This is a genomic window from Gloeomargarita sp. SKYB120, from assembly GCA_025062155.1.
Taxonomy (GTDB): domain Bacteria; phylum Cyanobacteriota; class Cyanobacteriia; order Gloeomargaritales; family Gloeomargaritaceae; genus Gloeomargarita.
On the sequence record JANXAM010000009.1, the window covers coordinates 28386 to 41941 of the forward strand.

15 protein-coding genes are annotated in these 13556 nt (G+C 59.0%); 9 read left to right on the plus strand and 6 right to left on the minus strand.

What is annotated here, in order from left to right; all coding sequences use genetic code 11:
- Positions 1-32: 32 nt before the first annotated feature.
- Positions 33-551: a thioredoxin domain-containing protein gene (locus NZ705_05040; GenBank protein MCS7292326.1), complete on the plus strand. Its 519-nt coding sequence runs from the start codon at positions 33-35 to the stop codon at positions 549-551.
- 17 nt (positions 552-568) lie between these two features.
- On the opposite strand, the gene NZ705_05045 is transcribed toward NZ705_05040, so the two are convergent.
- Both NZ705_05045 and NZ705_05050 read right to left on the minus strand, forming a co-directional pair.
- Complete coding sequence (locus tag NZ705_05045; GenBank protein MCS7292327.1) at positions 569-1267, minus strand: SDR family oxidoreductase; 699 nt, start codon at positions 1265-1267, stop codon at positions 569-571.
- A gap of 271 nt (positions 1268-1538) precedes the next feature.
- Positions 1539-2195, minus strand: coding sequence for a response regulator transcription factor (locus NZ705_05050; GenBank protein ID MCS7292328.1), 657 nt, complete (start codon positions 2193-2195; stop codon positions 1539-1541).
- A 101-nt stretch (positions 2196-2296) separates the two neighbouring features.
- Between NZ705_05050 and NZ705_05055 the strand changes: the two genes are divergently transcribed.
- Genes NZ705_05055 through bchM form a run of 4 tightly spaced genes read left to right on the plus strand, consistent with a single transcriptional unit; the run spans position 2297 to position 6185 of the window.
- The gene (locus NZ705_05055; GenBank protein MCS7292329.1) at positions 2297-4456 is read left to right on the plus strand and encodes a CHASE2 domain-containing serine/threonine-protein kinase; all 2160 of its coding nucleotides are present in this window, start codon (positions 2297-2299) and stop codon (positions 4454-4456) included.
- A 14-nt stretch (positions 4457-4470) separates the two neighbouring features.
- Complete coding sequence (locus NZ705_05060) at positions 4471-5034, plus strand: FHA domain-containing protein (GenBank protein ID MCS7292330.1); 564 nt, start codon at positions 4471-4473, stop codon at positions 5032-5034.
- The gene (locus NZ705_05065; GenBank protein ID MCS7292331.1) at positions 5031-5450 is read left to right on the plus strand and encodes an acyl-CoA thioesterase; all 420 of its coding nucleotides are present in this window, start codon (positions 5031-5033) and stop codon (positions 5448-5450) included. Before NZ705_05060 ends, NZ705_05065 begins: the two co-directional genes overlap by 4 nt.
- A 21-nt stretch (positions 5451-5471) precedes the next feature.
- The gene (gene bchM / locus NZ705_05070) at positions 5472-6185 is read left to right on the plus strand and encodes a magnesium protoporphyrin IX methyltransferase (protein ID MCS7292332.1); all 714 of its coding nucleotides are present in this window, start codon (positions 5472-5474) and stop codon (positions 6183-6185) included.
- On the opposite strand, the gene tpiA is transcribed toward bchM, so the two are convergent.
- Positions 6163-6909 (minus strand): triose-phosphate isomerase, encoded by a 747-nt coding sequence (gene tpiA, locus NZ705_05075; GenBank protein ID MCS7292333.1) that lies wholly within the window; start codon positions 6907-6909, stop codon positions 6163-6165. The genes bchM and tpiA overlap by 23 nt on opposite strands.
- A 116-nt stretch (positions 6910-7025) precedes the next feature.
- On the opposite strand from tpiA, the gene NZ705_05080 reads away from it, so the two are divergent.
- The 3 genes from NZ705_05080 to mnmA all read left to right on the plus strand — a co-directional run bounded on the left by NZ705_05080 (position 7026) and on the right by mnmA (position 9964).
- Positions 7026-7505, plus strand: a complete 480-nt coding sequence (locus NZ705_05080; protein ID MCS7292334.1) for a phosphomannose isomerase type II C-terminal cupin domain — start codon at positions 7026-7028, stop codon at positions 7503-7505.
- A gap of 570 nt (positions 7506-8075) precedes the next feature.
- The gene (locus tag NZ705_05085; protein MCS7292335.1) at positions 8076-8477 is read left to right on the plus strand and encodes a SaoD/DsrE family protein; all 402 of its coding nucleotides are present in this window, start codon (positions 8076-8078) and stop codon (positions 8475-8477) included.
- A 407-nt stretch (positions 8478-8884) separates the two neighbouring features.
- Positions 8885-9964: a tRNA 2-thiouridine(34) synthase MnmA gene (gene mnmA / locus NZ705_05090; protein ID MCS7292336.1), complete on the plus strand. Its 1080-nt coding sequence runs from the start codon at positions 8885-8887 to the stop codon at positions 9962-9964.
- Here the strand turns inward: mnmA and ribBA are convergent.
- From ribBA to pdxH, 3 genes are all read right to left on the minus strand, one after another.
- Positions 9927-11561 carry a bifunctional 3,4-dihydroxy-2-butanone-4-phosphate synthase/GTP cyclohydrolase II gene (gene ribBA / locus NZ705_05095; protein MCS7292337.1) on the minus strand — a complete coding sequence of 545 codons (1635 nt, stop codon included), beginning with the start codon at positions 11559-11561 and terminating at the stop codon, positions 9927-9929. The two genes, mnmA and ribBA, sit on opposite strands and share 38 nt — an antisense overlap.
- Before the next feature lie 115 nt (positions 11562-11676).
- Positions 11677-11889 (minus strand): NblA/ycf18 family protein, encoded by a 213-nt coding sequence (locus tag NZ705_05100; protein MCS7292338.1) that lies wholly within the window; start codon positions 11887-11889, stop codon positions 11677-11679.
- Positions 11890-12029: 140 nt separating this feature from the next.
- Positions 12030-12668, minus strand: a complete 639-nt coding sequence (pdxH, locus tag NZ705_05105) for a pyridoxamine 5'-phosphate oxidase (protein ID MCS7292339.1) — start codon at positions 12666-12668, stop codon at positions 12030-12032.
- 116 nt (positions 12669-12784) lie between these two features.
- Between pdxH and gloB the strand changes: the two genes are divergently transcribed.
- Positions 12785-13555, plus strand: coding sequence for a hydroxyacylglutathione hydrolase (gene gloB / locus NZ705_05110; GenBank protein ID MCS7292340.1), 771 nt, complete (start codon positions 12785-12787; stop codon positions 13553-13555).
- Position 13556 lies beyond the last annotated feature (1 nt).

Here is a 13556-nt window from a genome sequence, read left to right on the forward strand (position 1 = left end):
AGACTGGAGGGGTGAGTCCGAGTTGGCGATATATGGTGCGGTGGGTGTTGGCGGTCGCAGCCGTACTGCTAGCGAGTGTCCTGTTCTGGGCTATGCGGGGACAGCAGGCGGCGGTTTCCCTGGCTACGCTGGCTGCCCAATCGGTTCCCCTGGAGGTGGCCCTGGCCAATGACCGGCCCACGATGATCGAGTTCTACGCCGATTGGTGCCAGACCTGCCAGCAGATGGCCAAGGAGGTACAGGCGTTGGAGACCCAGTACCGCGAGCAGGTGAACTTTGTCTTCCTGAACGTGGATAATCCCCGCTGGCTTCCCGAGCTATTGCAGTACGAAGTAGAGGGCGTGCCGCGCTTTATTTTTCTCGACCGAGAGAACCACGTGGTCGGAGATGCGGTCGGTTTGCAACCCTTGACCGTCATGAACGCGAACCTATCCGCCCTGGTCCAGCATCAACCCTTGCCCTTTGTGCGCGCCGGCCATGTGTCCCCCCTGAACCCCTCAGCGCCCAAGCCAGTAGTAGAACCCCTAACCCATGGGATGCCCGTTCAGTAGGGAAGACACACCCCACGTCAAATGAACAGATGACTTTCCGGTTGAATGTTCACCTCCATCGGCACAGCAGCCGGCTCCATTTGCAGGGCATAAACAATCGCATCGGCGGCGGTTTCAGGCCGGAGCATTTTACTGCGGTCCACCTTGAGCGTAATGTTGTCCCAAAAGGGGGTATCCACACCGCCAAAGTAAAACAGAGTGACTTTGATGTTGTAGCGGCGCAGTTCGTCTGCTAGGACTTTACTGAAGCCGACCGCCCCAAACTTGGACGCACAGTAGGCCGCCGCCAACGGCATGGTGTGTTTGCCCAAAATACCAATCACGTTGCAAATGTGACCGGAGCGTTGGGTTTTCATCACCTGGGCGGCTGCCTGCATTGCATAGAAATTCCCTTGCAAATTCACCGCCAATTGACTTGCCAAATCCTCCGGCGTTAGCTTGTCCCAAGACTTAAATACACCCGCTCCCGCTGCATTCACCAGTACGTCAATCCGGCCAAAGGTGTGAACAGCTTGGGACATGAGTTGCTCTACCTGGACCGGCACCGTAATGTCGGTGGGAATGCACAAGGCTCCTGGCACCCCTAGCGCCTGCAACCGTTCGCTGTGTCGCGCCGCCAGCACCAACTTGGCGCCCAGGGGCTGCAACCGCTGCACAACCGCCCGACCAATTCCCCCAGTTGCTCCGACAACCACTACAACCTTGCCCTGTAGCATTGTTACATTTCTTAAAACTTCTCCCACTATAGCAAACCGCTGAGCGTGTTACAACGATTAGCATTCCTCGGGCGTGGCCGGCAATCGATGCGCGGACCCTGGTGTTCCTGCTGAGCAGGAAGGTGGTTAAAAAACGGATATTTGCGCGGCTGTTGTAGGGATTGGTCTGCCGTAGCTGGCATCCGCTGGCGTCATTGTCCCATAGCCAAGCCATCTCCGCTTGTCATGCCTTGGGGTCGCAGGGCGTAGCCCCGTCTTTTACCCACTTGCGCTACTTCGCCAGCCCATGCTCCAGCGCGAAACGCACCAGTTCCGTACGGCTGTTGGTGCCGGTTTTGCTAAACAGGCGACTCACGTACTTCTCCACGTTGCGGACGCTGGTATCCAACCGGTGGGCGATTTCCTTGTTCATCAAGCCCTGGGCCAGAAGTTCCAACACGCTGCGCTCGCGGGGCGTCAGGTCAATATCCAGGGGTTCCTTGCGGGGAAGATTTCCCTGCTGGGTCAACAGCGCCTTGATTTCCGCCAGTTGTTGGGCGACATCCGGCGGCGGGGTTTCCTGCTTGCGCAGCAGATTTTCAATGACTGCCACCAGTTCCTCCGGGTCAAAGGGCTTGGGAATGTAGGCGTCCACACCCGCCCGAAACCCAGCAATCCGGTCCTTGGTCAGCCCCCGCGCCGTTAAAAAAATCACCGGCAGGTGGTGAAAACGGGGGTCATCGCGCAATTGCCTGAGAAATTCATAGCCGTTCACCTGGGGCATCATGATGTCGGACACCACAATGTCAGGCCGCTGCTGTTGCAACAGCTCCCAGGCGACTTGGGCGTTGGGGGCCGTGGTTACGACAAAACCACTGTCTTCCAGGTAAGCCTGCACTGCTTGCCGGAGACCGGGTTCGTCGTCCACCAAAAGCACGTGGGGAGCCATGACGCCAACGCTGCAGAGGTGGGCCTGGCTATTACCTTAGGCGGTGCGGGGGGGATTCGTCAACCGTGATAAACTGGCAACCAACCGACAGGAGACAGGGAATGCTGGTCGAGGGAAAAGCCTGGCGTCGCTGGTGGGGTTGGCCTGCTGTTGTCGGCGGCATAGTGGCTGGGGCCTTGGTGACCGGCATCCGTTTGGCTGGCGCCCTTCAGAACCTGGAGTTAGCTCTCTACGACCAGATGGTGCGCTGGCGTCCGGCAGAGCCCCCTGACAAACGGGTGGTGGTGGTGGAAATTACCGAGACAGATATTCAACGGCTCAAGCAATGGCCTCTGCGGGACCGAGTGCTAGTCGAGGCGCTGCGGTTGCTTTTGGCGGCTCGGCCTCGAGTGATCGGGGTGGACCTGTACCGCGACATTCCTCAGGAACCGGGCACGGCGGACTTGCACGCGCTGCTAGCACGGGAACCACGGGTGATCACGGTGTGTAAGTTGGGGGATGCCAGGAGTCCGGGGATCAAACCGCCCCCGGTGATTCCCGTCGGAGCCATCGCCCAGCGGGTGGGATTTGCCGATATGGTGGTGGACCCTGGCGGCACCGTGCGCCGCGCCTTGCTAGGTGTACAGCCTGAAGCGGGGTCGCCCTGTCCGACGCCCAATGCCCTAGGGGTGCAGACGGCGCTCCGGTTTCTGGCAGCCGAGGGTATCCAACCCCAGCAAGCGCCCGATGGCACGATTCGCTTGGGACGGGCGACTTTTCACCGCTTGACCTCCCACAGCGGGCCGTACCAGGGTCTCGATGACCGGGGCTACCAGGTGTGGTTGAACTACCGGGGTCCACGGCGAGCCGTTGAGCAAGTGACGCTGGGGGAATTGCTGGCCCAGCAGGTGCCACCGGCGTTGATTCAAGACCGCCTTGCCCTGATTGGGGTTACCGCTGCCAGCGCCAAGGATGACTTCTACACCCCCTACAGCGCGGGTTTGACCGAGGACCAAAAGATGGCGGGGGTGGTCATCCACGGCCAAATTGCCAGCCAGATTCTCAGCGCCGCCCTGGATGGTCGCACCTTGATTTGGGATTGGCCGGAGGGCGTGGAAATCCTGTGGATTTTTCTGTGGGCTGGCGTGGGAGGCTTCCTGGCGCGGCGGTGGCGGCATCCCGTCCCGCTGCTGCTGAGTCTGACTAGTGCTGGGCTAGGTGTTACGGTCATGGCCCTGGTTTGGTTCCGTTTCGGGGGTTGGATTCCCCTGGCGCCGCCGGTATTGGGCCTGCTGGCTAGCGGCATGGGCGTGCTTGCCTACACCGTCTACGAAACCGACCGGCAACATCGGCTGGTGGCGGCTAAAGTAGCCCAGCAACAGGAGCAGATCACCCTGCTGCAAACCATGCTGGAATCCACCCAGCTAACGGGAGAGGGGTATCTCGGGGCGACGGTTGTCGTGCCTACCCGTAGCGAGACGAGGCGTTTGGCCGGGCGGTATCAGGTGGTGCGCATTCTGGGAGAAGGAGGCTTTGGCCGCACCTATTTGGCGCAGGATACCCAGCGACCCGGGCAGCCCCAATGCGTCGTCAAGCAGCTCAAACCCGGTCGTTCCGACCCCCAATTTCTGCAGGTGGCTCGGCGGTTGTTCCAGACGGAGGCGGAAATTCTCGAGGTGTTGGGGCGGCACCGGCAGATTCCCCAGCTCCTGGCCTATTTCGAGGAGAACCAGGAGTTCTACCTGGTGCAAGAATACATCGAAGGCACCAGTTTAGATAAGGAATTGGTTCTCGGCCAAAAGCGAGACCAGACCTACACACTGGCCCTGCTGCGGGGGATTTTGGAGGTGCTGGCCTTTGTCCACGAACACAAGGTCATCCACCGGGACATCAAACCGGCCAATATCATCCGGCGGGCCAAGGACCAGCGATTGGTGTTGATTGACTTTGGGGCGGTCAAACAGATGCGACCGGTGACGGGAGAGACGGAATACACCGTGGCTGTCGGTACGCGGGGATACGCGCCAGTGGAACAAATGGGCGGACGGCCCCAGTTAAATAGCGACATCTATGCGGTGGGGATGATTGCCATTCAGGCCCTGACCGGGATACACCCCCGCGATTTGGAGTTTGATGCGAATACGGGCTTGCCCGTGTGGCGGCCCCATGCCCAGGTGGACCCGCGCCTGGCCGATATCCTAGACAAAATGGTGGCCTACTTCTACACGGAGCGCTATCCTACCGCCTTGGATGTCCTGCGGGATTTGCGAGCGCTGCCTTGAGCTATGGTGAAAACATGGAAGAAACCATCTACGTGCGGTTGACCTGGAACGACCCCCAAACGGGTGCGGTGACCCAGCACACCTACAGCCCGCCGATTGCCCTTGGACGGGAGTACGAGCAGATGCCCAGTCATGTGGGGGGGAAAGCGGTGAACCGGGTGGTGTTGCCGGACCCCCAAGTTTCGCGATATCACGCCCTGATTACCAGCAGCGGCGGCCAGGTGATTTTGACTGACCGCAGCGCCAACGGCACCGAACTCAACGGGGAACGGCTCCACCAAACCAGTCGCGTCCTGCAGAGCCAGGATGTTCTGCGCCTTGGCAGCCATCGCATCACGGTGACCTTGACCACCACCAGTGACCCCGACGCCACCCACATCCATGCCCCAACGACCGCTGCTCCCGTCACTGTCGTCCCCAAACGGTCGGTTCAGTATTCGGGGTTGATGATTCTCCTGGCGTTAGCCCTGGTCATTGTGGCGGCGGCGGCAGCTCTGACACTCGTGACCACGCTGTTGGAGCGCTTTCGACCGAAGCCCACCTCCATGTCCTACCTGTTTATCCATCTGGCCCGATGACCTGGTTTGTGTATCCGGTGCAGGTGTATCCCCAGGACACGGACTACGGCGGCGTCGTCTGGCATGGACGCTACCTGTACTGGCTAGAGCAGGCGCGGGTGGCCTGGTTGGAGGCCCAGGGAGTGCGTTTTCGGGATTTGGTGGCCGCCGACTGCGACCTGCCGGTGGTGGAGCTGTCCATCCGCTACCACAAGCCAGTGCATCTAGGGGACCAGGTGTGCATCAAAGCTCGGCCCCGCCCGCGTCAAGGGGTTCGCTTGGTGTGGGACTACGAACTCACCCGCCAGGCCGAACTAGTCTGTACAGCCGTCGTAACTCTGGCGCCCTTGAATCGCACCACCGGCAAGCTCTACCGCCGGTTGCCTCCACCGCTGGCCCAGGTTTTTCCCAGCCGGTTAGAAACCCATGCGATATAGTGTTACGTGGTTTACCTGGTGATGACCTCGTTGCCGCCTATGGAGGACAAGGCAATTGTCAAGAGCTACTTTGAGGGGGTGGGCTTTGAGCGCTGGCGCAACATTTACGGCACCGGCCAGGTGAACCGGGTCCAGGCGGACATTCGCGTTGGGCATCAACAGACGATTGACACAGTGCTCCGCTGGTTGCCCGAGGATTTAACGGGAATCACCATTGCCGATGTCGGGTGTGGGGTTGGCAGTCTAGCGTTGCCGCTTGCCGAACGGGGCGCCAAGGTCTGGGCCGGCGATATCTCGGTCAAGATGGTACAAGAAGCCCAAAACCAAGCCCGGCGTTACCGCAGTGCCCAGGGACGCTTTCTCGACCAAAACATCGAGTTTGCTGTGGCGGATTTGGAGGACTTACGGGGCACCTACGACGTGGTCATTTGCTTAGACGTTCTGATTCACTACCCAGCGCCGCGCGCCCAGCAGATGCTCCAGCACTTGGCCCGGTGTGCCCGCCAGCGTTTGATATTCAGCTTCGCGCCCCAGACCCCCTTCTACAGTCTGCTCAAAAAAATTGGCGGCCTTTTCCCCGGCGCCAGTAAAACCACCCGTGCTTATTTGCACCCGGAACCCCTGATGACACAAACCCTGACGGAACAGGGTTGGCAATTGCAGAATCGCGCTCAAATCAGCACGCGCTTTTACTTCGCCCGGCTGTTGGATTTCACCCGAGGGGCTGGTAATTGACGATGCGGGCAAAGCTGTGGGGGTCTAAACTGGCGCTGCCGACGAGCACGCCGTCAATCTCCGGCATGGCCATCAACTCATCAATATTGTCGGGCCTGACCGAACCGCCGTAGAGGATCTGCACTCGCTCGGGCGTTTGCTGAGCCACCTGTTGCAGCAGGGTGACTTCCTTGCGAATCAGGCCAATTACCCGGTTGGCCTCTTCAGCGGGACAGGTGTTGCCGGTGCCGATGGCCCAAATCGGTTCGTAGGCGATAACCAAGCGCGAGACGTTCACCCCCACCAGCGCCTGGGCCAGTTGCGCCAGGATATGGGCTTCCGTTAGCCCCTGCTCCCGTTGCTCCAGGGTCTCACCGACGCAGAGAATGGGAATCAGCCCGAAGCGCTGGGCCGCTTTGAGCCGGAGATTGACCCGCTCGTCCGTTTCCCCGAAATACTGCCGCCGCTCGCTGTGGCCAATGATGACGTACTGCACCCCCAAATCCGTCAGCATAGGCGGGCTGATTTCACCCGTGTAAGCCCCTTCTGCCTCCCAGTGGACGTTTTGGGCACCGAGAGCAATCCTGGCGGGCAATTGGTCCACCAGCGCCGCCAAGGCCGTAAAGGGCGCACACAGGACTACTTCCCGGTCCGTATCCGCCACCAGCGGCCCGAATTCCTGCACGTAGGCCAGCGCTTCGCTTCGGGTTTTGTACATCTTCCAGTTGCCCGCGATGACCGCCATCGTTCGCGTCAATCCTTACAAAAAACCACGTCTAGCTAGTGTACGCCAATTGGGTGCTGGTGCGATAATTGCGCCTGGGTATAATCAGAGTGTCCTGTCCCATAGGAGATGAGGGCATGAACCCTAACCCTCGAAAAACGGTGCCCCCGCTTCCTAGCACGCGTACCACTGTCCCACCAGTGCCCACGGCTGCTGGTTTACCACCAGCTCCTGCGACTGAGCTACGTCCCTGGGGGAGCTTCACTGTTCTGGAGGAGGGCAAAAACTACAAAATCAAGCGCATCGAGGTCAAGCCAGGTCACCGGCTCAGTCTGCAAATGCACTACCATCGCAGCGAGCACTGGATTGTAGTCTCCGGCACGGCGAAAGTCACCTGCGGCGATAAGGAAATCCTGCTCAATACCAACGAATCCACCTTTGTTCCCCCCTGCACCCCGCACCGTTTGGAAAATCCAGGATTGATTGACCTCGTGCTCATTGAAGTACAAAACGGTCAGTACCTAGGCGAGGACGACATTGTGCGCTTTCAGGATGACTATGCCCGCGTGCCCAACACCAGCTCCGAAGCCAATACGAGCCACCCGCCAACCAGTTAATCGCCGCCAATTGCACTCGCTCACTCCCTTTCCAGTACGGTTTATCGCCCGAGGTGAAGCAGGACAGCCGTTGCAATAGACGTCTCTGGGCAAGGGATTGCAAAACCGGAGATGACTGCGAAAACGGGACGCAATTACGAGCAGGGAGGCTAGGTTTACACGGAAATACGGAACAGGTCCGCTGTCTTGACACCCGAACAGGCGGCTCAATTCGGGGACTTTTTCTCTGATTGCCGAGATGGTTTCGCCAACCGCTACAGCGGAAGATGTTTTATAGCTGAGCCGCTTCAGTTTGTCAGGGCGATAGTAGGAAAACCCAAGACGAAGTTGCGCTCTGCGACCCCCAAGATATAACAAGCAGCGATGGCTTAGCTATAACGAAGGTGCCAGAGTAGCTGGAGTCCTAGGCGCAAGAAATCTGGCTCACCGGTCATCCTTCAGGGCGCAACCTCGTTGTTGGTTCCCTCTGTGACACACGAAGGCGGTTGAGCTATCAACGATGGCTTCAGCGGTTGACGCCGGTAATGAGAATCATTATCATGCAGGGACAAAGGGTTAGGGAGCGCTCGGATGAAGGTTGCCTACGTGTTTACCCATCCCCGTTGTGGGACCTACAAGTTGGGGCAAATGATTCTTCCCCAACTAGAAGCAGGGGTGCATGGGGTGCAGGTGGTGGGGATGTTTTTCTTTGATGACAACTGCTTTGTCCTACGCAAAGGGGACCCAATTGGGGAACGGCTCGCCAAAATTGCCCAGGAACAAAACATCCTGCTGATGATGCGCGATATGTGCGCTCTGGAGCGAAATCTGGCCGAAGGGGAACCGCGCTGGTGCAACTCCGATGGGACGGGTCGCACAGAACCGGCAGTTTGCAAACCCAAAGATACCGTTGCCGGCGTCACGGTGGGATGTTTCCCAGACCTGTACGCAGCGTTACAGGGCAATCCCCCGGACCAAGTGATTACGTTGTAGGGCCAAGGACGATGCCAAAGGTGGCTTACGTCTTCAATGATTCCTGCAATGGCACCTACAAACTGGGGCAAATGATTCTCCCCCAATTAGAAGCAGCCATGGGATGCGGGTCGTGGGGATGTTCTTTTTTGACGACAATTGCAATTGCTTTGTGCTCCGCAAAAGACATCCCATCGGGGAGCGCCTTGCCAATGGAACCCATATGTCCTGGAGCGGCATTTGGCCGAAGGAACCTGGACAGGCACTGACTGCCGAGAACCGGGCGCCTGTAAACCCAAAGACACCGTATCTGGCGTGAACGTGGGGTGTTTCCCTGATTGGTATCAAGCGTTGCATTACCGCGCAAAGACTGGCCGTTTCCCCCTGCCATAATAGATAAAGCAAGGGATTTGTTGTTTTAGGGGCGCATGACGAAAGAACGGGTCGTGGTCGGCATGTCGGGGGGCGTGGATAGCTCTACCGCTGCCGCCTATTTGGTCCACCAGGGCTATGAGGTCATTGGCTTGACCCTGTGGTTGATGCCGGGCAAGGGGCAATGCTGTAGCGAAGGACTGGTGGATGCAGCCCGCGTTTGCGCCCAGTTGAACATTCCCCACCACGTGGTGGATATGCGCGAGGTCTTCCGGGGCCAGATCATGGACTATCTCGTGCAGGGTTACAGCCAGGGTACAACGCCCTTGCCCTGTTCCCAATGCAACCGCTGGGTGAAATTTGGCCCCATGTTGCAATACGCGCGGGAGACCTGGGGGATTGAGCGCATCGCCACCGGTCATTACGCCCGCATCACCTACAACGCCGACACGAAGCGCTACGAACTCCGCCGCGCGGTGGACCGCCGCAAGGACCAGTCCTACTTTCTCTACACGCTGGAGCAGGAGCATCTGGCGGCTACCCTGTTTCCCCTGGGCGACTTCACCAAGGCCCAAACCCGCGCGCTAGCGGCGCAATACGGGTTGGCAACGGCGGAAAAGCCAGAGAGCCAGGATCTGTGTCTCATTGAAGCCTACGGATCCATGCGGGCTTTCTTGGACCGGTATTTGCCGCCCAAGCCAGGGGAAATTGTCAATCGCCAGGGGCAAGTGCTGGGTCATCATACGGGCGTGCATCACTACACGATTGGGCAACGGCGAGGCTTAGGGATTGCCGCGCCGGAACCCCTGTACGTCCTGGCGCTGGATGCCCCCAATAACCGGGTGATCGTGGGCACGCGGGAAGAAGCCTTATCGCCAGGTTGTCTGGTGCATCGCCTGAACTGGGTGAGCATTGCCCCGCCCACGACGCCCCTGGCTGCCCAGGTGCAAATCCGTTATCAAGCGCCGGCGGTGGACTGCTGGGTGGTGCCACAAGCAAATGACACGGTGGAAGTAAAATTTGCTGAACCCCAATTTGGCGTGACGCCTGGACAAGCCGCCGTTTTTTATCGCGACGACCTGCTGCTAGGCGGTGGCATCATTCGCAGCGCCACTGATAAATCACTTGAGTCCTGAGCGGTTCATCGGTTGGGTAGGGACGCCGGTCTAGTTGCACCTGCAGGTTCACCAGGGGGTCTTTGCCCGCCGCTAGCAGAAACTCCAGGGACTTGAGCCCCGGCCACGTATGTACCTGGTGCAAAATGCCCATGATGGCCTGGGTATAGGGGTGTTCCGGTTGCCGGTACCAATCGGGGGGTGCCAAATCCGGCTGGTCAAACCCCAGATGCACGATCAATTCCGCATGGTCAAACACCGCCACTGCTACGGAACGCGTCACCTCCCGCAATCGCAGGTCTTGCAGGGCGGCCAAGTGCCGCAGCTTTTCTAAATACGTGTAGCGTTCGGTGGGCGTCGGCGGCGTTCGCCAATGCAGGCCCAGGGTCACCAAATGGGTTTGCAGCAGCAGATGCCCCAACTTATCGGCTTTGGTGGCCAGGTAGTGCAGGTTGTAGTGGGTCACCTCCACAATCAGGGGCACCCGTTCGACCACAGTCAATCCGTAGCCCCGCAAGCCCGCAATCTTCCGAGGATTGTTGGTGATCAACCGAATCTGCCGTACCCCCAAATCGTGCAGAATCTGGGCGCCCACCCCGTAGTTGCGCAAGTCCGCCGGAAAGCCCAGTCGTTCGTTGGCCTCTACCGTGTCAAACCCCTGGTCCTGGAGCGCATAGGCTTTGAGCTTGTTAATCAACCCAATGCCCCGGCCTTCCTGGCGTAAATAGACCACCACCCCCTGGCCTGCGTGGTCAATCATCTTCAGGGCCGCCTGCAACTGGCGTCGGCAATCGCAGCGCAGGGACCCCAGCGCGTCTCCCGTGAGACATTCCGAATGCACCCGCACCAGCACCGGTTGATGGGAAAAGTGGCGCGGGTCGCCCTTGACAATCGCCACGTGTTCTGTTCCATCCTGCTGGTTGCGATAGCCATAGATTTGAAAATGCCCAAATTCTGTGGGCAAGTCGGCAACCGTCTCCCGCACCACAAACCGCTCGTGCTGCAACCGGTACTGGATCAAATCAGCGATGCTAACGATGAGCAGGTTGTGCTTGCGGGCGTAGGCAAACAGTTCCGGCAGCCGTGCCATCGAACCATCCGGGTTTTGGATCTCGCAAATCACCGCCGCTGGGTAAAGACCAGCCAGCCGCGCCAAGTCCACCGCCGCTTCGGTATGACCAGCCCGCTCTAGGACACCTCCCGGTTTGGCTCGAATCGGAAACACATGCCCCGGTCGTCGCAAATCCTGAGGTCGCGTGCGGGGGTCCAACACCACCTGGATAGTCCTGGCCCGGTCCTCGGCAGAAATCCCCGTGGTAACCCCAAACTCCGGTGCCGCGTCAATGCTCACTGTAAAGGCGGTCTGGTTGGGGTCGGTATTGTTGCTCACCATCAAGGGCAATTGCAATTCGTCCAGTCGTTCGCCCGTCAAGGCCAGACAAATCAACCCCCGCGCTTCGACCGCCATGAAATTGATCATGCTGGGGGTGGCAAATTGGGCAGCGCACACCAAATCCCCTTCGTTTTCCCGCTGCTCGTCATCGACTACAACAATGGCTTGGCCCGCGCGCAGAGCCGCTAACGCTTCTGGAATACTGGCAAACCGGTCTTCAACCACCCATGCAGCATCAACCCATGCTGTTCAATTCTAGCCCTTCCGCGATGGTAACCGCCGACTCCCAGCCCTATTCCCCCTAGGGAATCCGACAAGAAATCGCGGCCCATCCGTCGTCCTACACCCCAGGCTCAATCCCCCACTGGAACTTGAGAAAATGCTGGTACATCTTCTCCTTGAGCAGCATCTGGTGGTAGAGCTTGACCAGAAGCTCCTGGGCTTGCTCGCGGCTCATCTGCCGCACCTGGGTTTCAAACGACCGCAGGCTGAACTCCTGCTCTAACGACAACTCAAACGGTTGTTCTTCCATGTTCATCTCCTCCAGGTCCACGAAACCCCGGCAAATGAATATGACACTTAGTTAAGAAATATAAACAATTTCTTGACAAAGTGCCAAGTGTGTATTACGAAAACCGGGTTAAGAGAGTTTTAACAGGAGTGGTTCGGGCCAGACCGTTCGCTGTGAACCATTCAGGGGGCCAAGCGGTATTGCCGCCAGGTGCCGTCGGGTTGACGGTCGTAGGCGATGCGGTCGTGCAGGCGGGACGGGCGCCCTTGCCAGAACTCGACCCAGTGGGGGGTCAACCGGTAGCCGCCCCAGTAGGGAGGTCGGGGTATGTCTTTGCCGTCGTATTCCTGCGCCAGTTGGGCAAAGCGTTCCTCCAGCACGCGCCGGTCGGGAATCTCTTGACTCTGGGGTGAGGTCCAGGCGCCTAGTTGACTCTCGCGAGGACGTTGGCGGAAGTAGGCGTCGCATTCTTCGGCGGGCAAAAGCGTCACACGCCCCCGAAACCGGACCTGGCGCTCCAGCGGTTCCCACCAAAACACCACAGCGGCGTAGGGATGATGGGCTAAATCCTGGCCCTTGCGGCTGGTCAGGTTGGTATAAAACTGCAAGCCTTCGCGGTCAAACCCCTTGAGCAGCACCATGCGGGCATCCGGGTTCCCTTGAGCATCCACCGTCGCCAGCGTCATGGCGTTGGGTTCCCGAATCGGCGCCGCGCAGGCGTCGGCAAACCAGCGTTCAAATTGCACCCAGGGGTCGGGGTCAGCCGTCAACAGCGTGTCTTGGTTGTAGTCCTGCCGGAGGTTGGCGACATCCACGTTCATGGCTGTGAAGCATTCACCGACCGCTATTATGGCAAATCCCAGACCACCGGCGGTCCTGCCGACCCGATGTGTTAAAATGCTACGGGTTCAACCGGAGAACGCCTCACCCCATTGCCATGCACATTAGCCGGTTACCGGCGTTGCGGGATAACTATATCTTCGTGCTCTGGGACCAACGGGGGGGCCAAGCAGCGGTGGTGGACCCCGCCGAACCTGCACCGGTTTTGGATTTTTTGCAAGCCCACCAACTGGAATTAACGGCGATTTTCAACACCCATCATCACGGGGACCACGTGGGGGCCAATCTCGACTTGCTGGCCCATTTCCCCAACGCCGTCGTTTACGGCGGTGCCCAGGACCAGGGCCGGATTCCGGGACAGACAGTGTATTTAGCTGCAGGGGATACGGTGCAATTTGCCGGGCGACGCGCCGAAATTTTATTTGTCCCTGGTCACACCAAAGCCCACATTGCCTACTATTTCTTGCCGACGGCGGACCAACCGGGTGATTTGTTTATTGGGGATACGCTGTTTTCCGGGGGCTGTGGGCGACTGTTTGAAGGGACGCCCGCGCAGATGCTGAATTCTCTAGCCCAACTGAGACCCTTGCCTGACGACACCCGCGTGTGGTGCGCCCACGAATACACCCAGAACAATCTGCGGTTTGCCCTGACCGTTGAACCGGACAATACCGCCCTAAGAAATTACGCCCAACAGGTGCAAGCCCTACGCCAAAAGGGGGAAGCGACTATCCCCAGCACGTTGGGCCTTGAAAAGCAAATCAACCCGTTTTTGCGCTGGGATGTGCCAGCGATTCAACGGGCGGTGGGGAGCACAGACCCCGTTACGGTTTTTGCCCGCTTACGTGCCCGCAAGGACCACTTCTAAC